We start from the raw sequence: 25220 nt of genomic DNA, 5'->3' as shown, positions 1-25220 counted from the left end.
GCATTCATGCCGTTGGGTTTTTTAGTCCATCCCGCCGGTCGCAACGAGGTGCGACCGGCCGGATCAGAGGCCTTGGGAGGCTCAGTTCGTCGGTCCGGGTCCGCCAGGCTTGCCCGGCAATTGCTGCGGAAACAGTTCATAGTCGCCCTGCTTGTCCGCCTTGACGAAGATGCGTTCACGGATGACGGCGTCTTCGGCCCAGTTGAACATGAAAATCGGCGCGCCGGACGGGATGTTGGAGAAGCGCTTGTTGATGACCAGTGCACCGGCAAATTCAGTCAGCCCGACCGTGTTGACGTTGGCCGTATAAACCTTCTGATAGCGTTTCATCAGTTCTGCCCGCTCGGTATTGTCCTGGCTCGCGATGAATGCGTTGACGATTTTCACCAGCTCTTCCTCGTAGGGCATCAGGTCGACCGCGCCGTTTTCCGGGGCACGGTGGTTCCAGCTTGTGCGTGGCCCGACAGGCGCCAACTGTTCCGTGTTCTGCACGACGGAGGCGAGTTCCGACCTGTTGCGTAGGATCATCCAGTCAAAGCGGCCGCCGTAATTGGCAGCATCCCGCTGGTTGCCGTCGAGGGCATTGAGGATGACACGCAGTCCGAGTTTTTCCAGCTGCGCGATGACACCCTCGGCAAGGTTCTTGTCAGTGCTGTAGGCATTGTTCACGAGAAGGGTGATCTCGACGTCCTTCCCGCCAGCCTTGTCCGGCGGGAAATTGACGATGCCATTGCCGTCGGTGTCCTTCAGCCCGGCCTTGGCAAGTTCAGCCTTCGCTCCCTCCAGGTCGAAAGGGTAATAGACCGTGGACTGCCGGTCGTAGAAGCTCGTTGCCGATGACAGGCCGCCGGGATAGATCGCCGTGAACGGTCCTTTGACAAGGGCTTCGCCGAGTTTCTTGCGGTCGATGGCCATGGTCACGGCCTTGCGGAAATGCTCGTTGCGATTGAGTTCGCGCACGGCCTGACCGCGTGCATCGGGTGCGCCCCAGCCATTGGCGGAAAAGTTCATGTCGAGATTATAGCCGATCAGGCGGGGCCCGAAGGCAAGCCGGGCGGGTGCATTGTCCTGCGCGGCGCGTTTCAGCGACTCCACGAAGTTTTCCGGCTGTTCGAGATTGGAGAAATCGGCGGCCCCTGCAACGGTCTGGACATCGCGGTCGGCCCATGTGGAAAGCTTGTAGTGCATCTCGTTGACATAGGGCAGCTGGTTGCCGGCTTCGTCGACTTTCCAGTAGTAGGGGTTGCGGCGCATCACGATGATGTCGTCGGGGCGGTATTCGACCGGTACCCAGGCACCCATGACCGGCATGTTCATATATTCCGGCGGGAAAGCGTTCTTGTACTGATCGTAGGTTGTCCCGGCATATTTGGGATGTTTCGTCTTCAGGATATGCGCCGGGCCAGGGCAGAATGTGCCGTAGGCCATGGCATAGAGATACTGGCGCGGGAACGCATCCTTGAAAGTCCACTGGACCGTATAGGCATCAACTTTCTTCAGCGTTGTGCCAACGCCGAAGGTTTCCTGTGTTGCGCCATTCAGCGGTGAAACATTGGGATCGAGGACATTGTCTTCCCAATAGTACATGACGTCATCGGCATCGAATGGCGCACCATCGGACCATTTTGCGCCTTCGATCAGATGCATGGTCAGCGTGTGGCCATCCGGCGACCAGTCCCACCCCTTGGCGAGGTTGGGCAGCGGTTCGACGTCGCTCGCCTCGACCTGGAACAGCGGTGCCGTTCGTGTCAGGCATTCGGACAGGCCGATGTCGATGCCTCCATAACCCTGCGACTGGCCGCCGCTGTAGTTCCAGCCCTCCGGCCGGCCGCCGATGACGTGCCGCAAAGTATCGCCGTAGACACCGATGCCATCGGGCATGTTGGCCGTCCTGTAGACAAGCGGCTGCTTGGGCAGCCGGTCCTGGACCGGCGGAAGCTTGCCGGTCTTGACGAATTTCTCGGTCATCCAATCCGGTTCATGATAGGCGGGCAGGGTCTTGAATTCGAGGATGGCGTCGCGCGGGACATAGGTGATTTTGGCTTGCGCTTTGAAGGATGGCGGTTCAGGCGGAACTGTCGGCTCCGATGCCGCTGCCGGAACGGCCAGCATCGAAACACCCAAGGCGAGTGTACTCCAATAGCGCAGATGGCTCATCGTCTCTCCCTCTCGATTGTGATCCAGCCGGTATGGCTTTTCCCGTCTCCTCCAAGCCGGGAAAAGCCGCTGGAAAGCTAATTCACGGCCTGCGTCATCAATGCTTTCTCTGCCCGCAATTCTTCGATCGAGCGCACGGAACGGCTGGCAGAACCTTTCCATTCACGCGTTGCCACGGTCTTGTGGCGCAGGCGTTCCTTTGCCGCATCAATCGCATGGGCATATTGCGGCAGCCAGGGTGCTTGCGCGACGATCATCTCATCGACCATCTGCCAGACTTCTTCCGGCGTGCACACGGCGCCGACCAGCGGATCATGCAGGACGGCAAGCTTCAGAAGATCGATGTCGCCGCTGATGGCGGCGTGGACGGCCATGCGCTGCACATTGATCGATGCCATGCAGGTTGCGGCACACGCTTCCGGCAATGTGATGCCGGAGACCATGTTGATGCCGAACCGGTCGACGAAGCCGGGCGATTCAATGATTGCATCGGTGGGAAGGTTGGTGATGATCCCGGCGTTGCGGGTGTTGAAATGGCCGCGGTAGACCCGTCCGGTTTCCAGCGCTTCCAGAATATGGCTCGCATGTTCGTTGGAGCGGCGCGCCGGATCGATCGGCTTGGCGGCCGCTTCGAGAAATTGCGGAAATTCGGTCTCGAACCAGTTTCTGGTTTCGGTCGAATGCCGGAGGTAGCCGCCGGTCTCGCCATGGATCCAGTTGGACATGTCGATCCATCTGGCGATTTCATCCGGACGCTTGCGGTACCACGGCAGATATTCCGAGAGATGGCCGTTGCTTTCGGTGGAATAGACGCCGAAGCGCTTCAGCACATCGATGCGCAGCTTTTCCTGCCGGGAAAAGACGGGATGCGCCTCGAATGCGGCAATAAGTTCCTCCTTGCCGATCCTGCGTCCGCGCAGGCGGATATCGACAAACCAGGTCTGATGATTGATGCCCGAGCAGATATAGTCGAGCTCGTCCTTGGACCGGGCACCCAGAACTTCCGCGATCTGCTCCGCCCCATGCTGAACCCCGTGACACAGGCCGACCGTGTCGACCTTGCCATATTCAATGGCCGCCCATGTATTCATCGCCATCGGGTTGGCGTAGTTGAGGAATTTTGCGCCGGGTTCCGCAACCTCGCGGATGTCCTTGCAGAAGTCGAGAATGACGGGGATGTTGCGCTGTCCGTAGAGGATGCCGCCGGCGCAGATCGTATCGCCGACGCATTGATCGATGCCATATTTCAGGGGAATGCGGATGTCATCGGCGTAGGCTTCGAGCCCGCCGACCCGCACGCAGCTAATGATGTAGCGGGCACCCTCGATGGCCTTGCGCCGGTCGGTTGTGGCGGTTACCCGGGTTGGCAGATGGTTGGCCTCGACAATGCGGTCGAGAATGGACTTGATCATTCCAAGGTTGTGTTCGCTGATGTCGGTCAGGGCAAATTCGATGTCCCTTAATTCCGGCACGCACAGAATGTCCGTAAACAGCTTCTTTGTGAAACCCACGCTGCCCGCGCCGATAATGGCAATTTTGAAACTGCTCATGCTGACCTCACCTTGCCCATCGTCAATGCGGGTGAAAGCAACAGGGCAGGGTAGCTCCGGTGGAAAAACACCGGGCTTTGCAAAGACCAGGATTTTCCTGTCTTTCCCCTTGTTCTATTCCTTACCCGCAGTTCATCCGCTGTTCTTGATTGGCATTATGCGTATATTCGTGGGAGCGAATAGAGAGGGATTATGCTTTTGAGGGTAATTTTGTGCTGCAGAAACTGATCGATACCGGGCATACCATGAAGACGGTTTCCCTGCCGCGGGGCCGCCATACGCTGCACACCATGCCGACCAGCACCGGTTATGAGGTGCGGCGCGATGAAATCTATGATTGGGACGGCCGAAAACGCGGCCAGACCCCCTTCACCGTCCTGCAACACACGATCAGCGGAACGGGCATGCTCCGCTATGAGAACCGCAACTACAAGGTGCGCGAGGGTGAAACTCTGCTGGTCCTCGTGCCGCATAACCATCGCTACTGGCTCGAGAAAGGCGATCACTGGGAGTATTTCTGGATTTCCATGAATGGCGAGGAAGCGCTGCGCATTCACCGCTCGGTGCTCGCCGCACAGGGGCCGGTTTTGCGCTTGCCGGGCGAGACGATAGAGCATCTGGCCGATTGCAGCCTGCGCCTGATCGCGGACGCGGAGACCGCCGGCCGTGCCTCGGCCATCGCCTATGAGGCCGCCATGGCGCTCTATGACGGCGTGTTCGGCTCGCACCCCGTTGATCAGCACGAGAAGACCGTCATGCAGCCCGTCATCGATCACATCAGCGCCAATCTGGACAAACCGCTTCCCGTTGACGAGCTGGCACGGGTATCCGGGTTGAGCCGAGCACATTTCTCCCGGGTCTTTGCCGAGTGCGAGGGGCTGCCCCCGGCGGAGTTCGTGCTGCAGAAGCGGATGCAGCGGGCGACGAAGCTTCTGACCAACGCCGCATTCCTTCCGGTCAAGGAAGTGGCGATCATGACCGGTTTCGACGATGCCAATTACTTTTCAAAAGTGTTCCGCCGCATCTACGGCGCCAGTCCGACGGAATTCCGCACCACGGGCATGTATGCCAGTCTTTCAACACGCGCATCGGGATCGGGTGACAGCTGATGGGGCAGACGGGCGGTGAGCCGAAGCTGCCTCCTACTGCGATCATCCGGTCAGGTTTTGAAACGGACAATCACGCGCTGCCCGATAAGGAACGGTGACTTGGGCTGAATGCTGATGATGCATTCAGCCGTGCGGATGTCGACGCGATCACCGGGCGCATCCCGCGATTTGGGCTGTTCGAGCACATGCTGGATGCTGATGACGCGTCCCTGGATGGACACGGTGTCGTCGTTTTCCGCGATGATGTCGACATCCATGCCCGGTTTGACCAGTTTGACGAACTGCTCCTGAATTTCGGCACGGACGATACGCGGGGCCTCGGGCAGAAGCGTGAAAAGTTGGGTAACGGCTTGCGTCGATACGACCTCGCCCACACGGGCGGACTGGCGGATGATGCGTGCTGCGATGGGGGCGCGGACAAGCCGCATCTCGACTTCGAGACGGCTGTTGTCCGCACGGCTTTCCGCTGCCGCCAGGGCGGCTTCGGCGATGACCACTTCGGCTTTGGTTGCCGACAATTGCGCCTCGGCTTCGTCAAGCGCCTGGGCCGAAACGGCGTTTCCTGCCGCTGCCCGGCGCAGCCGTGCCGCCTGACGGGTCTGGGCACCCAGCTTTGTCTGCAATGCGTCCAGCTGGCCCTTGGTCTGGCGCGCTTCGGCTTCGGCGGTGCGAACAGCGATCAGTTCGCGGCGATTGTCGAGCGCGGCGAGAATATCGCCGGCTTTGACCCGCTGTCCTTCCTTCACCGGCACATCCTGAATCAGCCCGTCGCGCTGGGTGGAGAGCCGCAGCAGGCCGCCCTCGACATCCACGACACCGCGCGCCGCCGCAATAATGCCTGGCCTGGCCTGGGCAATTTCCGCCTGATTGGCCTCCGTCGCGCTCGACATGGCCCAGAGCGCCAGACCGGCACCGCCCAGCGCTGCCAGAACGATCGCATACTGCAGAGAGGTGCGGCTAAACATAGTCATGACTGGTATTTCCTGACGCTTTTGCACCGGCGGCGGGACGCCAGTCACGAAGAATGCGGCCATCTTCCATTTGCAGGACACGGTCCGCATGGGCAATAAGACGCGGGTCATGCGACACGCACAGAACCGTGGCCCGGGTTCGTCTTGCAATCGTGTGAAGGATCTCGATGACGATCTGGCCGTTGACGCTGTCGAGCGCGCTGGTCGGCTCGTCGGCAAACAGAATGGCGGGTTTCTTCACAATGGCGCGGGCGATGGCCACCCGCTGCTTTTCGCCGCCGGACAGTTCGGCGGGGTGCAGGTGGCGCCGGGCGGCGAGACCAACCTGTTCCAGCGCCCGTTCCGCCCGCTCCGCCGTCTCTTCGGCGGCAACGCCGAGATAATCCAACGGCACCTGGACCTGTTCGACGGCGGTCAGGGCCGGGAACAGGTTGAAGCCCTGGAAGACGAAACCGCAATGATGCAGCCGAAAGGAATCGCGCTCGGCATCGCTTGCCGCCACAAGATCGGTTCCAAGCGTTCTGATCGCGCCCGAATCGGGAATGGTCAGACCGCTCAACGTCGCCAGCAACGTGCTCTTGCCGCATCCGGACGGCCCGATGATCAGGGTCAGTTCACCCTGGAAGATATCGATGGATACGTCCTGCAATGCAATCGTGCGGATTTGCTTGACGACAAATGCCTTGCTGATGCCGGTCGCGGAAATCGTTGGCTGCATGGCGGTCACCGGAGCAATGTTGCTGGATCGGCGTGCTGCAGACGCCGCAGAGCGAAAAGGCCGGCAGCGAACGCCACGGTGAGCACAACGGTGGATGCTGCCAGAACGATGCTTGTCCGCAGTTCAAAGGGCACGCTGTAGATGCGGGCTATGAGAGCGGCGGCGGTGCTGAAGACGGCGCCGACAACCAATCCGAGAACCCCGACCCAGGCGGCCTGTTCGATGACGATGGCCCGCAGTCCCTTGAATGATACGCCAAGGGCCCGCAACGTTGCATATTGCGGAATGGATCCGGCCACGGCGGCCATCAGTGTCTGGCTGGTGACGAGAGCGCCGACGAGCATGGCGATGATGGTTGCGAAGATGAAGGCGATACCCGCACCGGATTCGAGAAGCCAGTACCGTATCGACATTCCCGCCAGTTCCGGGGCGGACCACACGTGAAAGCGCGGGATTCCCGCTGGATTGTTCAAACGCTCGCGAATGGCTTCCGCCGGCCCGAACTTTGTCACGGTGTAAAGGAAATAGGTCACGTCGTCCGTTGCGCCAAGCGCATTGTCCAGAGTCCGGGCAGTTTCTATCGACGTGACGACGTTTACGCCGCCTAGCCCTCGCAGGCCCTCGATCAAACCGACAATGTGAATGCGGCGGCCATTGACCTCGGCGGTATCGCCGACATCGACGGCCAGCTTGTGCCTGTCGGTCGCATCCACCAGCGCTGTTCCGGGTTGCTGCAGCAGGTTGCGCATCGCCGGGGGAACAACCGTGGAGAGGCCGATGCTGCGAGGGCGCGCGTCAATGCCGACAATATTGATGCTGGTGCCGCCGCCGCGCGCGCCGCGCCAGTCGCCGGAGCCGAGCAGGAAGCGTTCAACATGGGAAATGTTCGGTTCCATATAGAGGCTGGTTGCGATGCTGGCGCTGATCGGCCGCCCGAGATCCACGCTTTGCGTGCCGGGAAAACCCACCCAGTACTGCGCGCTGGACTGGGTAACGTAAAGCGCATTGGACCCGATGATGCCAAGAAGCAGGGCGCCCTGGACGATCATGAGAACGCCGGAAAAACCCACCGCTACAATCGCCGGAAGAAACCGCCGCCATTCATGGACCAATGTTTTGCGTGCTATCGAAACGGACATCCGGTTACCCCTTCCGTTGCCGGGTGGGGGCGGCGTCTTGCGTGCTGGTCGTCAGGGGCGAAGCGCCGCCGATGGCCTTGTAGAATGTGATCAGGGCGAGCGCTTCGGCTTCCTGCGCCTCGGCCAGTTGCTTGCGCTGCGCCAGGACGCGCATCGCCGAGCCAATCGACTTGGATCCGTCGCTCAGGCCTTCCCGTTCGAGGACCGTGGTTGCAGACCGCATTTTTTGCGCGGACGCCAGATTCGCGTTCAGTTGCCGGGTCGTGGCATGAACGGCCGACCACGCCCGCAGCGCGGATGATGCTTCCTCATAGGCAACGAGAACAGTCTGCCGGTAGGCCGCAACAGCTTCGTCGAACTGAGCCTGCCGCGCCGCAACGACGTCGCGCCGCCGTCCCTGATCGAAAACCGGAATTTGAACCGACGGCCCGCCCAAGATGCCGAACGGCGAACCGTTGGACGGACCGCCAACACCGACAATACCGCTCAGGCGGAGTTTTGGGTAGAGATCGGCCTGGGCGATGCCGATATCGGCGGCAGCACGCACGGTTGCAAGTTCGGCCCGCCTGACATCCGGACGGGCGCGCAGGAGGTCCGCCGGACGGCCTGTGACGGGGTCGAGCCGGGCGACGGGTTGAGGTTTTGCATGCTGCAGGGAGGTGTCGATCTGCGTGGTCCCGAGAAGGGTGGCAATCTGCTGCAGGGTGACGTCGATCTGCATCTGGAACCGGGCCTGCTCCGCCTTGGCATCGCCAAGGCTTATCCGGGATTCCTCCGCGTCCGATGCGGCGGCGAGGCCGGAACGGTATTTGACCGCGGCAAGCTTGCCATCGCGCTCGATCAGGGCAAGGGAGGCGCGGGCGATCGCCTCGCGCTCCTGCAGCGCGCGCAGGCGCACGTAAGCGCTGGCAATTTCGGCGGCAACGGCAATGCGTGCCGCTTCGACGTCCTCGGCGACCATGTCGGCGGATGCCTTGGCTGCCCGCTGTGTGTTCTCGCTCAAGCCAAACAGGCCAAGCTCCCAGCCCACTTCAAGGTTGAGCTGAACCGGACGGCGCAGCAGTTCCTGCGATTTGGTCGAACCCGTTCCGGCATTGGCTGTGCCCGATACGTCGGCGGTGGGCATGAAAAGCGTTCTTGATGTCCGCGCCATCGTTCGTGCGGCGACAAGCTGCTGTTTCGCCTGGACGATGGTGAGGTTCTGTCCAAGCGAACGCACGACGAGCCCGCTCAGGACCGGATCGCTGAAAGTCTGCCACCAGTCGCGCAGGTCCCGCTGTCGGCCAGCAGGCATCTTCGCGGCAGTCGCATAGCGCGCCGGCAGGCTGGGCGCCGAAAGAGCCAGGCCTGATGCATCATTCTGGCAAGCGGTCAGCATCGCCGCACCGGCAAGGACGCAGATGGTCTTCACGCACGCATGGCGACAGAGCAATGGGGCAAGGGGCAATGTCAAATCTCACGCACGCGACCTTGGACCGGGCACCCGGTATTTCGGGCACAGCCATGGTCGTGGAAGCCGCGGGAACGAACGTTTTTCCCAATCGCGCTCGGTGTTGTAACTGCAGGCATTGCTTCTCACATCCAATTGTCCGCGCATCGTTGCATGCGAGGATTGCGGGAACATGATGGAGCGGCTGCTCAGACGCGGATTTAGGCTTGAAAAACCGCCGTTTCAGGGGGCGCGTTTCGCCCCGGCACCCCACCGCAGACCATCCATCAGCAGTTTCACCAAACGGCGGGAACGCTCATGCCAGTCGGGAGCGTCTGGAATGGAATAGATGGTGAAGAGGGCATGCAGCAGGTCGGTGCTGTCGATGTCCCGCCTGATGAGATTCTGATTTGCGGCCGCTTCCACGAGATTGCGCAGGGCGACGGAGACCATGCCGGAACTCTCGGCAAAAAGTTCGGAGTTCGTGTTGACCAGCATGCGCAGGCTGTTTGCCATGCCTCTTTTCGCGGCGATATAGCCGACAAACCGCTGCATCCACTCCTCGAGAGCCACATCCGGCGCATGGCTCAGGGACAATTCGCCCGCTGCCGCACAGAGACTCTCGACTTCGCGGCGGTAAACCACTTCGACGAGATGTTCGCGCGTCGGGAAATGACGGTAGAGTGTACCGATGCCAACACCGGCGCGCCGCGCGATGTCTTCGAGGGAGCCTTCAATGCCGCGTTCCGAGAAAACCGCTGCCGCGACCTCAAGCAGTTTTTCCCGGTTGCGTCGTGCGTCGGCGCGCATGCCCTTGGCTGCCGACGGGGTTGGCTCGGAATTTTCTGGCGGCTTGACAACCAAAATCTGCTCCATGCTCATGGGGGCTTGACCACGAGCAACAAGGTCTTAAGATAAGCGGAGGCCCCTCCGTTTAAGTGGAGTCCGTTTGCCTTCTTATCGCAGAATCGGTGCCGGTGTCATGTCTCTCATACGCATAGGCTGGTTTTGAACTTTCTGGCAGGCGGCAGGTGTCCGCATCCCGGGCCGCTGACTGAATCTGCATCCGCTACAGCAGGAGCAATAGAATGACCGGAACAATCGACTTGAAGCTGAACATCAATGGCAGGGAGCAGCAGCTTGCCGTCGAGCCGCGTGTGACGCTGCTGGACGCCCTGCGCGAGCATATTGGTCTGACCGGAACCAAGAAGGGCTGCGATCAGGGACAGTGCGGCGCCTGCACCGTTCACATCGATGGCAAACGCGTGCTCGCCTGCCTGACACTTGCCGCCCAGGCCGAGGGCCGCGCGATCACCACGATTGAAGGCATCGCGGCAGAAAATGGCGAATTGCATCCTGTCCAGGCAGCCTTTCTCGAGCATGATGCCTTTCAGTGCGGTTATTGCACGCCGGGACAGATCATGTCGGCGGTTGCCTGCATTCGCGAAGGACATGCGGGATCTGACAACGAGATTCGTGAATATATGTCGGGCAACCTCTGCCGGTGCGGGGCCTATTCCCATATCGTGGCTGCTGTCCGTGAAGCTGCGGAGGCCGCATCATGAAGAATTTCACCTATCTGCGTGCAGGTTCGGCGGACGAGGCGCGCACGGCCGCAGCGCTTGCCGGGAGCATGATCCTGGCCGGCGGCACCACATTGCTTGATCTTGCCAAATGCGGGGTTGCCGAACCGGAAACCGTCGTCGATATCACGCATCTCACTGGCCTTGACCGCATAGAGGTCGACAGGACCAGGGCATCGATCGGATCGCTTGCCCGCATGAGTGCGGTGGCCGATCATCCCGCAATGCTGGACGCCTTTCCGGCCGTCACGCAATCGCTGGCGCTGGCAGCCTCCGCGCAAATCCGCAACATGGCGACCATTGGCGGCAACCTGCTGCAGCGCACGCGCTGTCCCTATTTCCGTGATGCGGCCGTATTTCCCGCCTGCAACAAGCGCAGTCCCGGCTCCGGGTGCACTGCCCTTGGCGGCGTGACCCGCAATCACGCGGTTATGGGAACGAGCGACGCCTGCATTGCCACCTATCCGGGCGATCTGGCTGTCGCGCTGGTTGCCTTTGATGCGGTTGTGCATCTGGGAAGCCGCGAGATACCGATCGATGACTTCTTCCTGCTGCCCGGCAATCATCCGGATCGCGAACACGCCATGGAGCGCGGCGAAATCATCACCTCCGTAACAATACCGCTATCAGCCGCCGCCCGGCGCTCCACTTACCTCAAGGTCCGCGACCGGCAGTCCTATGAGTTTGCTGCCGCCAGCGCCGCTGTCGGGCTGGAACTGGATGCCGACGGAAGGACGGTTCGCGATGTGCGCATAGCCCTTGGGGGCGTTGCAACGAAGCCGTGGCGGGCCCGCGCGGTGGAGGCGGCATTGATCGGCAAGGTGCTGGAACCGGAGCTGGTCCGTCAGGCCAGTCTCCTTTCCATGCAAGGCGCGGCTGATCATGGCGCGAACCACTACAAGATCGATCTCGCCCCGCGTGTGATCACGCGCGCTGTCCTGCAACTGGGAGGTCTGGCATGACTTTCATCAATCCAAAGGCCAAGCATGGCGATGCATCCGACGGCAATCTCGGCGGACGCCTGTCAAGGCTCGATGGCCCCGCCAAAATCACCGGCGGTGCGACCTATGCGGTCGAACATCAGATCGAGGGGCTGGTCCATGCCGTAACGGTGCAGAGCACGATTGCAGCCGGTATCGTAACATCCGTCGATGCCAAGGCTGCGGAAGCATCGCCGGGCGTGCTCCTGGTGTTGACGCCCGACAATATCATGCCGCTGAAGTCAGCGACGACGTGGGCCGGTACGCCCGGCCCGGAAGGTCCGTTTCTGGCGCTGCCGAGGATTGTGAGCTTCAATGGCCAGCACATCGCTGCCGTTGTGGCCGAAACCCTGGAGCAGGCCACGGCTGCCGCCGCCCTCATCAGGGTCACCTATGAGGAAAAGGAGCATGTTTACGGCCTCGACGACCCCAGGGCCGGGGACGGGGTGCCGATCGAGCGCATGACGATGTCCCGGGGCGATGCCGAGAAGGCATTGGCCGAGGCTCCGGTGCGGATCGAACAGGAATACCGGACGCCGCGCGAATACAATGTTGCCATCGAACCGCACGGCATCATCGCGCAGTGGGAGGGGGACAGCCTCACGCTATGGGAGCCAAGCCAATGGATCGACGGCATGGCCCGTTCTTACGCCGAATGGTTCGACATACCGTTCGAGAATGTCCGCATGATCTCGCCCTATATCGGCGGCGGCTTCGGCTCGAAAGCGCTGTCGCTGCCGCATGGCGCCGTTGCCGCGATCGCTGCGCGGATGCTTGGCAAACCGGTGAAGCTTGTGGTCACACGTCCGCAAACCTTCACCGCCTATGGCGGCCGTCCCGCCACCCGTCAGACATTGGCTCTTGGGGCAACCAGGGAGGGCAAACTCCTTTCCATCGTGCAGCATGGCGTCAACGAGACATCGATGCTTGGCGTTGCGGTCGAGCCGCTCGGTTCTGTCACCGCGATTATGTATGCGGTGCCCAATTTCAGCTCGCGGCAGAATGTCATTCCGCTCAACACGGTCACCCCGGGTGCCCTGCGGGCGCCGGGAGAAAACCCCAGCGCGTTCGGCATTGAATCGGCGATCGATGAGCTTGCCTATGAAGTGGGCATCGATCCCCTGCAGATCCGCCTGCTGAACTATGCCGAGGAAGATCCGGAGGCGAAAATTCCCTGGTCGACCCGCCGGCTGCGGGAGGCTTTCGCCGCAGGTGCGGAAGCCTTCGGCTGGTCAAAGCGCTCGCCGGCACCGCGTTCGATGCGCGAAGGCAACCAACTGATCGGCTGGGGTGTCGCGGCAGGGACCTATCCGGTGCGGCGCACACCCGGTGAGGCGCTGGTCCGCATTCTTGCCGATGGCACGGCGGAGGTCGCGAGCAGCAGCATCGACATGGGGCAGGGAACCTATACGATCCTTGCCCAGACCGCCGCTGAGGTTCTGGGCATTCCGGTTGACCGGGTTCGCGTGAAACTCGGAGACTCCGCCTTGCCCCGGGCACCGGTTGCCGGCGGCTCGCAACTTGCCAACCTGATGACGGGCGCTGTCCACAAGGCAGCCCACGCGGCACGCGATGAACTGATCGGTCTTGCGCTCAATCATCCGAGTTCGCCTTTTCTCGATCAGCAGACCAATACCCTGACCATTGCCGATGGCGTGATTTCGACGCCGCGGAGTGAAAAGCCCAATATTTCCATCGCCGATTTCATGCGTGTCATCGGGCAGGAAAGGGTCGAGGCGTTGCGCGATACCCTGCCGGAAGACAAGAAGAACACGCAGGACCGCTACAACAACTTCACCACCATGATGGCGATGAAGCCGCCAACGGAAGGCGGCTATTCCCTGCACAGCTGGTGCGCGCATTTTGTCGAGGTGCGGGTTGATGCGGATTTCGGCACCGTGCGTGTCTCGCGCATGGTCTCGGCGCTTGATTCAGGCCGCCTGTACAATCCCAAGCTGGCGGAAAGCCAATGGCGGGGCGGCATCATCATGGGCATCGGCCAGGCACTGCTGGAGGAAGGGATCGTCGATCCGCGCTACGCCCGCGTGATCAACAACAATCTCGGCGATTATCTCGTGGCGACCAATGCGGATATCCCGGATCTGCAGGTGATCTCCGTGGGTATCCCCGATCATCATGCTTCCGTGCTCGGCGGCAAGGCGGTTGGAGAATTGCCGATCGTTGGCGTGGCTCCGGCCATAGCGAACGCGGTTTTTCATGCCACGGGAAAACGCATCCGGGACCTGCCGATCACTCTCGATAAGCTCCTGTAAGGCCTGCCCGCAGACAGGAAGCCATCTGACGATATGTGTTTCGCGCAGGCATGGCGCGAAACACGCTCGTTTGAGCATATTCCTGCGGAGATAGGCGGTCATTGGCAAAACAATGCCTCCTCTCGAAACCGATCTTCTCTACCTTGCAGCAGCGGCGGCGTAATGGCATGGCTGGAAAGCATCCGCCACGGCGTTGCAACGCTGGTAGACCTGTATGATCGATTGTTGGTGAGAGGAAACCTGTTCAATGCCTGGCCCTTATGTTGTGCGCGTTCATGGTGACGAAGACCTTCCGGAAAAGGTGGATGTAGTCGTTGTCGGTGGCGGTATCATAGGAGCCTCCACGGCGCTCGAACTGGCCGAACGGGGCCTTAAGGTGGCGCTGTGTGAAAAGGGCGGCATCGGCCAGGAACAATCCAGCCGCAATTGGGGATGGGTGCGTATATCGCGCCGTGACCCGCGCGAAGTGCCGCTGATGGCGGAGGCGTTGCGCCTGTGGTCCGGTTTTGATCAGCGGCTCGGCCGCGATACCGGGTATACGCGTGCGGGCATTCTGTTCACCGCGCCGGATGACAAATCCTACGAGGAAAACGAGCGCTGGCTGCAGAATCTGGAGGGTTATCAGCTGGAGAGCCGCATGATCAGCGGCAAGGAGCTAGACGATCTTCTGCCGGGCGGACATCTGCCCCTGAAAGGTGCCCTGTATACTCCCGTTGATGGGCGGGCTGAACCGCAGAAGGCGGCGCCCGCCATCGCTGAAGCGGCGCGCGACAAAGGCGCATCCATCTTCACGGAATGCGCGGTGCGGGGCATCGAAACAACCGGCGGCAAGATATCCGGTGTTGTTACGGAACGGGGGACAATCGGATGCAGTGCGGTCGTGCTCGCCGGCGGCGCGTGGTCCAATCTGTTTTGCGGCCTCTATGGCATCGACCTGCCGCAACTCAAGGTGCTGAACACCGTCATCCGCACCAAGCCGTTGCAGGGAGGCCCGGAAACGGCGCTCTGGTCCAAGGATTTTGCCATCCGCAAGCGTCAGGACGGGGGATACACCATTGCCTCCGGCCACGAGAACATTGTCGATATCGTGCCGAAATCATTCCGCTATGCGCGGCAGTTCCTGCCGGCACTGAAACTGGAATGGAATTCCCTGTCCTTTCGCTTGGGCGGCCGTTTCTTTGACGAGGCGCGCATGCCGGCCAAATGGAAAATGGATGAGGCGAGCCCGTTCGAGTATCACCGGGTCCTTGATCCCAAGCCATCGCTCGATCTGTCGAACCGCTTTTTCGACAGCCTCAAAGCGGCATTTCCCGTGTTCAATCAGGCGGAGATTGCCCAGCGCTGGGCCGGCTATATCGACGCCACGCCTGATGCTATACCTGTCATTTCGGCCGTCGACGAAATCCCGGGCTTTCATATCGCCACGGGCTTTTCCGGCCATGGGTTCGGCATAGGACCGGCTGCCGGGCGTTTGATGGCCGATATCGTGACCGGGCGCGCGCCGGTGGTGGACGCGGCGGCTTTCCGGTTTTCCCGTTTCAGTGACGGGTCCAAGATAACGCCGATCACCGGATTTTGAGTGTGGTGCACAATGACCAATGCAACGGCAGTTTCAAAAAAGCGCGCACTATGGTCGCGTATTCTGACAGAGGCGGCGGCGGTGAGCGAGCGCGAACCGACGCTTTCCGCGTTTCTGCAGCATGCGGTATTGCGCTTCGACAATCCTGAGGATGCGCTTTGCCAGCAACTGGCGGATGTTCTCGCCAGCCCGGTCGTGACAAGCGAAAAACTATGGGGTCTGTTCAGCGACGTGCTGAAACAGAACCGGGCGGTGCTGTCCGGAATGGAGGCGGATGTCAGCGCTGTCCTTGAGCGCGATCCTGCCACGAGGAGCGCATTGCATGTGCTGCTCTATCTCAAGGGGTTTCACGCGATCCAGGTCCACCGGTTTGCCCATCATTTGTGGAATACCGGCCGGGAGGATATGGCTGCTTTCCTGCAATCGCGATCGTCACGTGTTCTGCAGGTCGATATTCATCCCGCCGTGCGCATGGGAAAGGGCGTGTTCTTTGATCATGCCACCGGCATCGTCGTCGGCGAGACGGCCGTGATCGAAGACAATGTTTCCATTCTGCAGGGCGTGACTCTGGGCGGTACGGGGAAGGACACGGGAGACCGGCATCCCAAGGTGCGCCATGGCGTTCTCATCGGCGCCAGTGCGACCGTTCTTGGCAATATCGAGATCGGCGTCAATTCCAAGATCGGCGCCGGTTCGGTTGTCCTGAAATCCGTCGAAAACAGGAAAACGGTGGCAGGTGTTCCCGCCAAGGTCATCGGCGGCGTGCAGGAAAGGGAGCCCGCCCGTTCGATGAACCAAATTCTTTACGATGTCGGGCTCTGAACCCTGCGGGAGACGATCAGCCTATCCCGTCGGATTGTCGTTGGCTATTCCGCGCTTGTCAGTTTCTTTCAGCCGCGCCATCGAGAATTTCAGGACATTTTGCACGACATCCAGCTCGTGACGGCCGGTGGGCGTCGCACCGCGGGCATCTTCGGTGAGTTTCAACATTTTCCGGAACAGTTCGCGAATTTCGAATTCGGACAATGGAGCCATTGTTTGAATGTCTTCGATACGCATCGGTTTGTTGTCGCCGTGTTCATGCATCACGATTCCCATTGAAATCCTTTTCAGCCGGGGTGTCTGGACATGGGTTTCTTCAAGTCGCGCAAGAATTGAAAATTATTACCGCCACAATCGCGTTGCGTTCGGACAGGTCAAATCGGTGCTTGGATCACCATAGAGATGGCGGTTGATCGCTTCCGTCATTTTTGAACAACGACATTGCAATATGCCTATTCATTGCACTTGACCCCATTGCGCAATCTGAAACATAGTCGGGAGGCGGATGGTTCCAAGGAAAAACACCGGTCGATTGCCGGTGAAAATCAACATCCGCACTTGGGGGCGGGCATGACGATACAGGGCAAAACACCATTCGGGTCAGCCAGACCCTGATGCGCACCTTTGTGTTTCTGGGGATATTCTTTCTATTCTGGATTACCACGACTCCATTTCCCGATTTGAGCGCTGTCATCAATCCCGCCGATCCGCGTTCCGACGCGCTCTATCAGGCGGTGATGCTGCTCCTCTCCGCCATGCTGCTCTTCTTCGGTTTGCGACACCCCCTCCGGCGAATGATCCTGCAGCCAGCCGCTCTGCTTTCGGCAATTTTCATCTGGTATATCTTCGTTTCGATCCTGTCGCTTCACCCGGACGTTGCCGTGAAAAGGGCCATTCTTGGCGCACTGGTTTGCATGAACGCGAGCATATTCCTGCTCTTGCCAAAATCGGAGCGGCATTTTGCGGCACTTCTGAGTTTGGCCACCCTGGTGATGCTGGGGTTCGCTTATTGGGGCGTCATGGTCTGGCCGCAATATGCGATTCACAATATCGGCGATTTTGCCGAACGGGAACTGGCAGGCGATTGGCGCGGTCAGTTCTCGCACAAGAACATCACTGCGGGTGTGATGGTCATATCGGTCTTCTTTGGCCTGTACGCATGGTCATCCCATCTGCGCCTGAGGGCCGTTGTCATTGTCGTCCTGTCAACATACTTCCTGTTCAGGACCGGTGGTAAAACCTCCTCGGCAGCTCTGCCGGCCACACTTGTTCTCGCAGCCCTGTTCGAGCGTTTGCGATCGCTGCGTTTCCTCATCGTCCTGGGCGGAATTATCGCCATCAACTTCGTCACGGTTGGCGCGGCTTTTCTCGAGCCGGTGCGCGAGCTGCTGGCCTCGGTCGGAATAGACCCGACATTCACGACACGCACCGATATTTGGCGGCTTGCGATCAATGCGGTGGCGCGGCAGCCGATCACCGGATACGGCTTTGACGTGTTCTGGGGGTCTCCTGAACTGATTTATGGCGGCGGCCAGATCGAAAGCGGAGCGTTGAACGCGGGAACCGCCCACAATGGCTATGTTGATACGCTCGTTTCAGCTGGAATTCCCGGCCTCATACTCATCTTCGTCTGGCTGTTGATTCTGCCGATCATTTATATCGAGCGGGCAGAAGAACAGGGAGGAAACCCGCATCTGACGCGCCTTTTCTCCCGTATTTGGCTCTACGTGATTTTTGCGAGCTGTACGGACACTCTTTTCTTCCAGAATCGCAATCCGGTCTGGTTCGCGCTGCTCATTGCCGTCTTTGGCCTGCGTTTTCAGGCCAAGTCGGACATGATCGAGAGTGCCGTGCCAAGGGTGGCAACGGGTGCCTTGTCGGCGCAGCCCACGTAAACCATCCCGATAGCCGATGAAGTTTCATGACAATCCGTCGGGCTGACGCGCCCCGCACGCGCTTCGGTACTTGGCATTCTCGCTATCTTTCCGTGACAGATTTCCCTCGGCTGCTGCCCGCAACCGGGCGCTTTGTCGTGACTCAAAACCGTCTTGTTATTTGTATTACTATATTATAGTAATACGCCGGAGGTCTGGGAGGATCTTGCAAATTTGACCAATTTCGGGAGGAGACGTCATGATTTCCATGAAGAGAATTCTGCTTGCTAGCACGGTTGCCATGTTGTGCGCTGGTGCTGCGCACGCAGCTGATTTGACAGTCGGTTTTTCACAGATCGGCTCGGAGTCGGGCTGGCGTGCGGCTGAAACATCCGTGTCGAAGATTGAAGCCAAGAAACGCGGCGTCGATCTCAAAATTGCCGATGCCCAGCAGAAGCAGGAAAACCAGATCAAGGCGATCCGCGGCTTCATTGCGCAAGGTGTCGACGCCATCTTCATCGCCCCGGTCGTGGCGACAGGGTGGGACACGGTTCTTGCCGAAGCCAAGGAAGCCAAGATCCCGGTCATTCTTTTGGACCGCACCATCGAAACAGCCAATGACGGTCTCTATTTGACTGCGGTTACGTCCGATACCGTCCATGAAGGCAAGGTTGCCGGCGAATGGCTCGTCAAAGCGGTGGCCGGCAAGGACTGCAAGGTTGTCGAATTGCAGGGAACGGTTGGTTCAAGTCCTGCCATCAACCGCAAGAAAGGTTTCGAGGACGGAATCGCCTCGGCCACCAATATCAAGATTACCCGCAGCCAGACTGGCGACTTTACCCGCTCCAAGGGCAAGGAAGTCATGGAAGGCTTTCTCAAGGCGGAGAACGGCGGCAAGAATATCTGCGCTCTCTATGCGCACAATGACGATATGGCCGTTGGTGCGATCCAGGCAATCAAGGAAGCCGGGTTGAAGCCGGGCAAGGACATTCTCGTCGTGTCTGTCGATGCGGTGCCTGATATTTTCAAGGCGATGTCCGAAGGGGAAGCGAACGCAACGGTTGAGCTGACCCCGAACATGGCGGGACCAGCCTTTGATGCCTTGAAGGCGTTCAAGGACAGCGGAAAAGCCCCGCCAAAGTGGATACAGACGGAATCGAAGCTCTACACACAGGCCGATGACCCGAAGAAGGTCTACGAGGAAAAGAAGGGCCTGGGATACTGATCAGGACCACCGTGCCAGCCGTCCCGTTCGGGCGGCTGGTCACTGATCGGAAATCCGCTGATGGGGAGACGGCGCAATGACGGACAAACCCGGTCTTCTTGCGGTAGAGGGTATTTCCAAATCATTTGTTGGTTTCAAAGCGTTGGATGGCGTTGATTTCACCGTCAGGCCGGGGGAAATCCATGCGCTTCTCGGCGAAAATGGCGCGGGGAAATCAACGCTGATCAAAGTGCTGACTGGTGTCCACCAGCCGGATGCCGGCGTGATCAAAATCGACGGGCAACCGGTGGCCATGCGCGATACGCAGCATGCTCAACATCTCGGTATCGGTACGGTTTACCAGGAAGTGAATCTGCTGCCCAATATGTCCGTTGCCGACAATCTCTTCATCGGGCGCCAGCCAATGCGGTTCGGCTTTGTCAACCGCAAGCTGATGGAAAAACAGGCGCTGGAATTGCTGGCGCAATATGACCTGCATCTGGATGTTTCGTCCGATTTGTCCCGTTACTCCGTTGCTGTGCAGCAACTCGTGGCAATCGCCCGCGCTGTCGATATGTCGGGGCGCGTTCTTGTCCTTGACGAGCCGACCGCCAGTCTTGATCGCCATGAGACCGAGATCCTGTTCGCCATACTCCGCCAGTTGCGCGCACGCGGCTTTGGTATTGTTTTCATTACGCATTTCCTCGATCAGGTCTATGAAATCTGTGATCGGGTCACGGTCCTGCGCAACGGAAAGCTGGCCGGCAGCGCTTTGACTGCGGAACTTCCAAAGATCGATCTGGTTTCCCTGATGCTTGGACGGGCCTTGGCGGTCGCAACGCACAATACGCGCCATGACCGGCCTGTCCCCGCCATCAAACCGTTCTCTTTCAAGGGACTTGGGCGCAGCCGCAGCATTGCGCCGTTCGATCTCGATATCGGTGAAGGTGAAGTGATCGGCATGGCGGGGCTTTTGGGATCCGGCCGCACGGAGACCGCCAAAATCCTGTTCGGAATCGACGCCGCGGACACGGGGCATATCCGCATAGACGGACATCCCGTACTCATCCGCACACCGCAGGACGCTGTCGCCTGCGGGTTCGGTCTGTGCCCGGAAGATCGCAAGTCCGACGGAATCATAGGCGACCTTTCCGTGCGCGAGAATATTTGCCTGGCGTTGCAGGCCCAGAAAGGCTGGTTCAACCGGTTGTCGAGCCGTGAGCAGATCAGCCTGGCCGACAAATTCGTCAAGGCGCTCGATATCCGTACCACGGATATTGAGAAGCCGATCAAATTTCTATCCGGCGGCAACCAGCAGAAGGTTATTCTTGCCCGCTGGCTTGCAACCAATCCCCGGTTTCTCATTCTCGACGAGCCGACGCGCGGTATCGATGTGGGCGCGCATGCCGAGATCATCGCGCTGATCAACCGGCTTTGCGACGATGGCATGGCACTGCTTGTCATCTCCTCGGAGATCGAGGAAATCGTTGCCTACAGCACCCGTGTCATTGTCCTGCGGGATCGCGCGCATCGCGGGGAAATTTCCGGTGACGATATCACGACATCAAACATCATGCAGATGATTGCTGCTGAATCTGAAGGGGCCTCTGCATGATCCGTCTGAATACTGCAGCGTTGACGAAAGCCATGCCGCAGCTGCTTTCGCTGATGCTCATACTGTTTCTCAATTATCTGGCATTCCCCGGATTTTTCGAAATACGCCTACAGGACGGCCGGCTGTTCGGCAGCCTGATCGATGTCCTCAATCGCGGTGCCCCGGTGATCATCCTGGCAATCGGCATGACCGCTGTCATCGCCAGCCGCGGTGTCGATCTTTCGGTCGGCGCCGTCATGGCCGTCTCGGGCGCGCTGGCTGCAACGATGACCGTCGCCGGTTATCCCCTGCCTGTCGTCATTGTTGCCGCCCTCGGCACGGGTCTGGCGTGCGGCCTGTGGAACGGCATTCTCGTCGCCTATTTCGACCTGCAACCCATCGTGGCGACCTTGATCCTCATGGTGGCCGGCCGCGGCATTGCGCAGCTGATCACCGAGGGTTCGATTGTCACCTTCACCGAGCCCGGCCTGATCTTCTTCGGAACAGGCTCTTTTGCCGGCATTCCCATGCCCATCCTGATCGCGGTCTCGCTTCTCGTCGTGGCGATTGCCGTGGTCAGGCGCACGGCAATCGGGCTGCTGATCGAATCGATCGGCATCAATCGAAGCGCGAGCAGCTATGCCGGACTGAACAGCAAACTGCTGCTGCTCGTCATCTACGGGTTTTGCGGGTTTTGCGCTTCACTGGCCGGGATCATCATTGCCGCGGATATTCGCGGTGCCGATGCCAACAATGCGGGTCTCTGGCTGGAACTGGATGCAATTCTCGCGGTTGTCGTCGGCGGGACCTCACTGTTTGGCGGCCGTTTTTCCATTCTCATGTCAGCGCTTGGCGCAGTCATCATTCAGGCGATGAACACGGGGATATTGCTGTCCGGCTTCCCGCCCGAATACAATCTCATCCTGAAAGCGCTGGTCATCATTGTCATCCTGCTGGCACAGTCATTTTCATCCCTGGGCGGCTGGGCATTTCTCAAGGGGGAATTCCGCTCGAAGGGGGGAAAGAGACAATGAACACACGCCTTTTGCCCCTTTGTGCCACACTGCTCATCTGCCTCATTGCCTACGCTGCGTGTGTTTTCCAGTTTCCGGCGATGTTCTCGACCCGTGTTGCCGGTAATCTGCTGACGGACAATGCCTTTCTGGGAATTGCCGCTGTCGGCATGACGTTCGTCATTCTTTCCGGCGGCATTGACCTCTCTGTGGGATCGGTGATTGCCTTTACCGGGGTGCTTCTGGCCGTCCTCATCACGCATTATGGCGTTCATCCGCTGATTGCCTTTGCAATTGCGCTTTTGATCACCACGGCTTTCGGGGCAAGCATGGGCGCGATCATCCATTACCTTGAAGTGCCGTCCTTCATCGTCACGCTGGCTGGCATGTTTCTGGCACGGGGCATGTGCTTCGTGATGACAACGGATTCAATCCCGATCGATCACCCGTTCTATACGGCATTGCAGGGGCTGTTCTACCGGTTGCCAGGCGGCGGACGGCTGACCTTCATCGGTTGCCTCATGGTGCTGGTGTTTTTGGTCGGTATCGTCGTTGCGCATTTCAGCAAGTTCGGTTCCTACATCTATGCGGTGGGCGGAAACCGCACGTCGGCCGAGCTGATGGGCGTGCCGGTTGCCAGGACCACGATCGGCATCTATGCGATGTCGGGCTTCCTGTCGGGGCTCGCCGGAATTGTCTTTTCGCTTTACACTTCTGCGGGTTATTCGCTCGCCGCCGTCGGCGTCGAACTCGATACCATCGCGGCAGTGGTGATCGGGGGGACATTGCTGACCGGGGGTGTCGGTTATATCGCCGGTACCTTCATCGGCGTGATCATCCAGGGCATTATCCAGACTTACATCGTCTTTGATGGAACCCTGTCCAGCTGGTGGACAAAAATCGTTGTCGGTGTCCTTCTCTTCTCGTTCATTGCCTTGCAGCGCATATTGGTGTTCCTGTCACTGAAGAGAACAACGGCAACCAGTGGGGGGTGATTTGCCACGCAACGACCTTTCAAACTACGATTTCCGGACGGCAGGCCATTCGCACACGCATCACGGCCACGTCATGCGCGCGCTCGGCTTGCGCATCATCAGCGGTGACTACGCGGAGAACAGCATTCTGCCGGGTGACGCCGAGCTGTTCGAGCGCTTCGGCGTATCGCGGACGGTGCTGCGCGAAGCACTGAAGACGCTGGCGGCCAAAGGCTTGATTCAGCCGCGCGCCAAGATTGGCACGCGCGTGCTCGAGCGCTCGCATTGGAATCTGTTCGACCCGGACATTCTGGTCTGGCATTTCGAGGCCGGCCCCACGCCGGAATTTCTGTCGAGCCTTCTGGAAATGCGTCTGGCGCTCGAACCAGAAGCGGCGGGCCTCGCCGCGCGCCGCAGAACGACCACTCAGCTCGAAACACTCTATAAGTGGGTTGAAAGAATGGGGGAGGCGGGCCAATCCGCATCCAGTTTCGTTGACAGCGATCTTCAATTTCATATCGCCATTGCCGATGCGTCTCACAATCCCTTCATGCGCTCGATCAGCGCGCTGATCGAGGTGGCCTTGGTGACCACGTTCACGATCAGCTCGCCGATCCCGAACCCCGAGCGCCACAGCTATTCGGTGGCGCGCCACAGAGCCATTGCCGATGCGATCAGGGACCGCAATGTGAGTGCTGCCAAAAAGGCCATGCGCGGGGTCATCGAGGACGGTGCAGAACGCGTTCTTGCCGCGACAAAAGGCGTGCAGAACGCCGATTGATGCTGTCAGCGCTTCCCGGCCAGCCCTGATGATGGCACCGGGGGGGCATCTGCCACAGAATGGGGTCGTTCCGCAAGCATGCTCGCGATATCGCGATCATCCTCGACGATCAGGATTCGAGCCGGAATGTCCAGCGATAAAATTGCCCGATTGTCCCATCTCCGGCGGCTTAAGTCACGACGCCATATATTTGGTTATGTTTCGACGGGAGAAAATGGTGTGACTGGCGCTCTGGCATTCACGCTTCAGGTAGATAGAGCTGCTGCCCCCGACTATAAACCCATCCGTTTTCGGCCAAGACCGTTTTCCTTTGCCAGAGCGGAGCGCCTGGTCGAATAATTGGGTGCAACCATCGGATAAGACGAGTCCAGGCTCCATTTTTCGCGATAAGCTTCCGGCGTTAGTCCATACTCGTTCATAATATGACGCTTCAAAGTTTTGAACTTCTTTCCGTCATCCAGGCATATGATGTAATCGGCCAATATCGATTTGTTCGGATTAACGGCTGGCGCTGCCTTTTGCGCTACAGGAAGCGGCGCATTTTCAAGCGCAACTTTGTCAAGCGCGGCGTGAATTTCCGTAATGACCTTGGGCAATTCGGTCCAGGGTATCGAACTGCGCCGAACATAAGCAGCCGCCAATTTGGCTGACAATTCGACAAGCAGAACTTTATGTTTCAATGTGTCATTCCGGTCGTCTTTCACGATGATCCTTTTGACTTTGTGTCTGTCGGATATATAAGTATTCGTCGAAGTACATTAAATTGAATTGGGTGAAAATTAAAGATTGAAGTGAAAAATATTCCAGAAACGAGGAGGCTTTATGCAGCAATAAGGCGGCGTTGTTTTGTATTTTGATTTGATCCGAAGATTGCGCATTTCGACACATTCGCTTCATGCGAACGATAATAATGGGAGGAAACAGCATGGCCATTTCACGTAAGGAAGAAGCGCGCGCTTTGAGTGCGGAAGAGCGAGGCCTCGTCGACAAATCCCACCATCCTGAGCTGCAGGACTTGAATGACGCGGAACTGGCCAATTTGGTCAAGCTGTTGCGCGGGCAGCGGGACAAAGCCCAAACGCAGGCGCATCGCCGTCGCCGCGAAATGCGTGGCAAAGCGGCACCGAAGGGTGCAACGGCGTCGACCAAAGACGACGGTTCTCAATTAAAGGTTGCGGTCCTCGCCATGGCGATGCGTCGTCTCAACAATGAAATTGAACGCCGCCGTCGACTGACGGCAAGCATCGAACTCATTGAAAATGCACGCAAGGCGTTGAACATGAAGCAAGGCGCGAGAAAAGATGCCGCTGAGCTGAACACGCGTCACGCGCATCAAGGTTTGCGGGTCATCGAAAACTCCAAGGTTGGAAGCTTAATTCGGCCAATGGAGCGCGGGCGGCAGCGGGCTGCGGCAAAGGTGGCGCAGGCGAAGCGGGACGCGCGGTAACATTGAACGATCCTTTCCGGCAG

22 protein-coding genes are annotated in these 25220 nt (G+C 59.3%); 13 read left to right on the top strand and 9 right to left on the bottom strand.

Features of this window, described 5'->3' with window-relative positions:
* Window positions 1-81: 81 nt before the first annotated feature.
* Window positions 82-2157, bottom strand: coding sequence for an ABC transporter substrate-binding protein (locus J1W56_RS24120; protein WP_223615825.1), 2076 nt, complete (start codon window positions 2155-2157; stop codon window positions 82-84).
* Window positions 2158-2234: 77 nt separating this feature from the next.
* Window positions 2235-3707, bottom strand: a complete 1473-nt coding sequence (melA, locus tag J1W56_RS24115; protein ID WP_223615824.1) for an alpha-glucosidase/alpha-galactosidase — start codon at window positions 3705-3707, stop codon at window positions 2235-2237.
* A 245-nt stretch (window positions 3708-3952) separates the two neighbouring features.
* On the opposite strand from melA, the gene J1W56_RS24110 reads away from it, so the two are divergent.
* Window positions 3953-4816 carry an AraC family transcriptional regulator gene (locus J1W56_RS24110; RefSeq protein ID WP_223615871.1) on the top strand — a complete coding sequence of 288 codons (864 nt, stop codon included), beginning with the start codon at window positions 3953-3955 and terminating at the stop codon, window positions 4814-4816.
* A 50-nt stretch (window positions 4817-4866) separates the two neighbouring features.
* Here the strand turns inward: J1W56_RS24110 and J1W56_RS24105 are convergent, their stop codons facing one another.
* The 5 genes from J1W56_RS24105 to J1W56_RS24085 form a co-directional block, all read right to left on the bottom strand.
* Window positions 4867-5787: an HlyD family secretion protein gene (locus J1W56_RS24105; protein WP_223615823.1), complete on the bottom strand. Its 921-nt coding sequence runs from the start codon at window positions 5785-5787 to the stop codon at window positions 4867-4869.
* A complete protein-coding gene (locus tag J1W56_RS24100) occupies window positions 5774-6505 on the bottom strand; it encodes an ABC transporter ATP-binding protein (RefSeq protein ID WP_223615822.1) in 732 nt (243 codons plus the stop codon). The genes J1W56_RS24105 and J1W56_RS24100 overlap by 14 nt, the downstream gene beginning before the upstream one ends.
* 5 nt (window positions 6506-6510) lie before the next feature.
* On the bottom strand, window positions 6511-7644 hold the full coding sequence (locus tag J1W56_RS24095; protein WP_223615821.1) for an ABC transporter permease: 1134 nt from the start codon (window positions 7642-7644) through the stop codon (window positions 6511-6513).
* 4 nt (window positions 7645-7648) lie between these two features.
* Complete coding sequence (locus J1W56_RS24090) at window positions 7649-9055, bottom strand: efflux transporter outer membrane subunit (protein WP_223615820.1); 1407 nt, start codon at window positions 9053-9055, stop codon at window positions 7649-7651.
* A 261-nt stretch (window positions 9056-9316) separates the two neighbouring features.
* The gene (locus J1W56_RS24085; RefSeq protein ID WP_404928822.1) at window positions 9317-9949 is read right to left on the bottom strand and encodes a TetR/AcrR family transcriptional regulator; all 633 of its coding nucleotides are present in this window, start codon (window positions 9947-9949) and stop codon (window positions 9317-9319) included.
* 212 nt (window positions 9950-10161) lie between these two features.
* On the opposite strand from J1W56_RS24085, the gene J1W56_RS24080 reads away from it, so the two are divergent.
* From J1W56_RS24080 to cysE, 5 genes are all read left to right on the top strand, one after another.
* Window positions 10162-10638, top strand: a complete 477-nt coding sequence (locus J1W56_RS24080; protein WP_223615819.1) for a (2Fe-2S)-binding protein — start codon at window positions 10162-10164, stop codon at window positions 10636-10638.
* Complete coding sequence (locus tag J1W56_RS24075) at window positions 10635-11618, top strand: FAD binding domain-containing protein (protein ID WP_223615818.1); 984 nt, start codon at window positions 10635-10637, stop codon at window positions 11616-11618. The genes J1W56_RS24080 and J1W56_RS24075 overlap by 4 nt, the downstream gene beginning before the upstream one ends.
* Window positions 11615-13909 carry a xanthine dehydrogenase family protein molybdopterin-binding subunit gene (locus J1W56_RS24070; RefSeq protein ID WP_223615817.1) on the top strand — a complete coding sequence of 765 codons (2295 nt, stop codon included), beginning with the start codon at window positions 11615-11617 and terminating at the stop codon, window positions 13907-13909. Before J1W56_RS24075 ends, J1W56_RS24070 begins: the two co-directional genes overlap by 4 nt.
* A 247-nt stretch (window positions 13910-14156) precedes the next feature.
* Window positions 14157-15488: an NAD(P)/FAD-dependent oxidoreductase gene (locus tag J1W56_RS24065; protein ID WP_223615816.1), complete on the top strand. Its 1332-nt coding sequence runs from the start codon at window positions 14157-14159 to the stop codon at window positions 15486-15488.
* 12 nt (window positions 15489-15500) lie between these two features.
* On the top strand, window positions 15501-16310 hold the full coding sequence (gene cysE / locus J1W56_RS24060) for a serine O-acetyltransferase (RefSeq protein WP_223615815.1): 810 nt from the start codon (window positions 15501-15503) through the stop codon (window positions 16308-16310).
* A 21-nt stretch (window positions 16311-16331) separates the two neighbouring features.
* Here cysE and J1W56_RS24055 read toward each other — a convergent pair whose 3' ends face one another.
* On the bottom strand, window positions 16332-16523 hold the full coding sequence (locus J1W56_RS24055) for a hypothetical protein (RefSeq protein WP_223615814.1): 192 nt from the start codon (window positions 16521-16523) through the stop codon (window positions 16332-16334).
* Between the two features lie 401 nt (window positions 16524-16924).
* Between J1W56_RS24055 and J1W56_RS24050 the strand changes: the two genes are divergently transcribed.
* From J1W56_RS24050 to J1W56_RS24025, 6 genes are all read left to right on the top strand, one after another.
* A complete protein-coding gene (locus J1W56_RS24050; RefSeq protein ID WP_223615813.1) occupies window positions 16925-18205 on the top strand; it encodes an O-antigen ligase family protein in 1281 nt (426 codons plus the stop codon).
* A gap of 247 nt (window positions 18206-18452) precedes the next feature.
* Window positions 18453-19409: a galactofuranose ABC transporter, galactofuranose-binding protein YtfQ gene (gene ytfQ, locus J1W56_RS24045; RefSeq protein WP_223615812.1), complete on the top strand. Its 957-nt coding sequence runs from the start codon at window positions 18453-18455 to the stop codon at window positions 19407-19409.
* Window positions 19410-19485: 76 nt separating this feature from the next.
* Complete coding sequence (gene ytfR / locus J1W56_RS24040) at window positions 19486-21003, top strand: galactofuranose ABC transporter, ATP-binding protein YtfR (protein ID WP_223615811.1); 1518 nt, start codon at window positions 19486-19488, stop codon at window positions 21001-21003.
* Window positions 21000-22016, top strand: a complete 1017-nt coding sequence (locus J1W56_RS24035) for an ABC transporter permease (protein WP_223615810.1) — start codon at window positions 21000-21002, stop codon at window positions 22014-22016. The genes ytfR and J1W56_RS24035 overlap by 4 nt, the downstream gene beginning before the upstream one ends.
* Window positions 22013-22990, top strand: a complete 978-nt coding sequence (gene yjfF, locus J1W56_RS24030) for a galactofuranose ABC transporter, permease protein YjfF (protein ID WP_223615809.1) — start codon at window positions 22013-22015, stop codon at window positions 22988-22990. The genes J1W56_RS24035 and yjfF overlap by 4 nt, the downstream gene beginning before the upstream one ends.
* 1 nt (window position 22991) lies before the next feature.
* Window positions 22992-23750, top strand: coding sequence for a FadR/GntR family transcriptional regulator (locus J1W56_RS24025; protein ID WP_223615808.1), 759 nt, complete (start codon window positions 22992-22994; stop codon window positions 23748-23750).
* A gap of 272 nt (window positions 23751-24022) precedes the next feature.
* On the opposite strand, the gene J1W56_RS24020 is transcribed toward J1W56_RS24025, so the two are convergent.
* Window positions 24023-24430, bottom strand: a complete 408-nt coding sequence (locus tag J1W56_RS24020) for a MucR family transcriptional regulator (RefSeq protein ID WP_223615807.1) — start codon at window positions 24428-24430, stop codon at window positions 24023-24025.
* Between the two features lie 245 nt (window positions 24431-24675).
* Here J1W56_RS24020 and J1W56_RS24015 point away from each other — a divergent pair, with 245 nt between their 5' ends.
* Window positions 24676-25197: a hypothetical protein gene (locus tag J1W56_RS24015; protein ID WP_223615806.1), complete on the top strand. Its 522-nt coding sequence runs from the start codon at window positions 24676-24678 to the stop codon at window positions 25195-25197.
* Window positions 25198-25220 lie beyond the last annotated feature (23 nt).

Origin of the sequence: Phyllobacterium calauticae, from assembly GCF_019991125.1 — a bacterium.
Classification (GTDB): Bacteria; Pseudomonadota; Alphaproteobacteria; order Rhizobiales; family Rhizobiaceae; genus Phyllobacterium; species Phyllobacterium calauticae.
This window is presented reverse-complemented; position numbering and strand designations above follow the sequence as displayed.

Excerpts from the sequence above, each read along its gene's own strand:
- J1W56_RS24120 (WP_223615825.1), bottom strand. The coding sequence starts at position 2,157 with ATGAGCCATCTGCGCTATTGGAGTACACTCGCCTTGGGTGTTTCGATG.
- melA (WP_223615824.1), bottom strand. The coding sequence starts at position 3,707 with ATGAGCAGTTTCAAAATTGCCATTATCGGCGCGGGCAGCGTGGGTTTC.
- J1W56_RS24110 (WP_223615871.1), top strand. The coding sequence starts at position 3,953 with ATGAAGACGGTTTCCCTGCCGCGGGGCCGCCATACGCTGCACACCATG.
- J1W56_RS24105 (WP_223615823.1), bottom strand. The coding sequence starts at position 5,787 with ATGACTATGTTTAGCCGCACCTCTCTGCAGTATGCGATCGTTCTGGCA.
- J1W56_RS24100 (WP_223615822.1), bottom strand. The coding sequence starts at position 6,505 with ATGCAGCCAACGATTTCCGCGACCGGCATCAGCAAGGCATTTGTCGTC.
- J1W56_RS24095 (WP_223615821.1), bottom strand. The coding sequence starts at position 7,644 with ATGTCCGTTTCGATAGCACGCAAAACATTGGTCCATGAATGGCGGCGG.
- J1W56_RS24085 (WP_404928822.1), bottom strand. The coding sequence starts at position 9,949 with ATGGAGCAGATTTTGGTTGTCAAGCCGCCAGAAAATTCCGAGCCAACC.
- J1W56_RS24080 (WP_223615819.1), top strand. The coding sequence starts at position 10,162 with ATGACCGGAACAATCGACTTGAAGCTGAACATCAATGGCAGGGAGCAG.
- J1W56_RS24075 (WP_223615818.1), top strand. The coding sequence starts at position 10,635 with ATGAAGAATTTCACCTATCTGCGTGCAGGTTCGGCGGACGAGGCGCGC.
- J1W56_RS24070 (WP_223615817.1), top strand. The coding sequence starts at position 11,615 with ATGACTTTCATCAATCCAAAGGCCAAGCATGGCGATGCATCCGACGGC.
- J1W56_RS24065 (WP_223615816.1), top strand. The coding sequence starts at position 14,157 with ATGCCTGGCCCTTATGTTGTGCGCGTTCATGGTGACGAAGACCTTCCG.
- cysE (WP_223615815.1), top strand. The coding sequence starts at position 15,501 with ATGACCAATGCAACGGCAGTTTCAAAAAAGCGCGCACTATGGTCGCGT.
- J1W56_RS24055 (WP_223615814.1), bottom strand. The coding sequence starts at position 16,523 with ATGGCTCCATTGTCCGAATTCGAAATTCGCGAACTGTTCCGGAAAATG.
- J1W56_RS24050 (WP_223615813.1), top strand. The coding sequence starts at position 16,925 with ATGCGCACCTTTGTGTTTCTGGGGATATTCTTTCTATTCTGGATTACC.
- ytfQ (WP_223615812.1), top strand. The coding sequence starts at position 18,453 with ATGAAGAGAATTCTGCTTGCTAGCACGGTTGCCATGTTGTGCGCTGGT.
- ytfR (WP_223615811.1), top strand. The coding sequence starts at position 19,486 with ATGACGGACAAACCCGGTCTTCTTGCGGTAGAGGGTATTTCCAAATCA.
- J1W56_RS24035 (WP_223615810.1), top strand. The coding sequence starts at position 21,000 with ATGATCCGTCTGAATACTGCAGCGTTGACGAAAGCCATGCCGCAGCTG.
- yjfF (WP_223615809.1), top strand. The coding sequence starts at position 22,013 with ATGAACACACGCCTTTTGCCCCTTTGTGCCACACTGCTCATCTGCCTC.
- J1W56_RS24015 (WP_223615806.1), top strand. The coding sequence starts at position 24,676 with ATGGCCATTTCACGTAAGGAAGAAGCGCGCGCTTTGAGTGCGGAAGAG.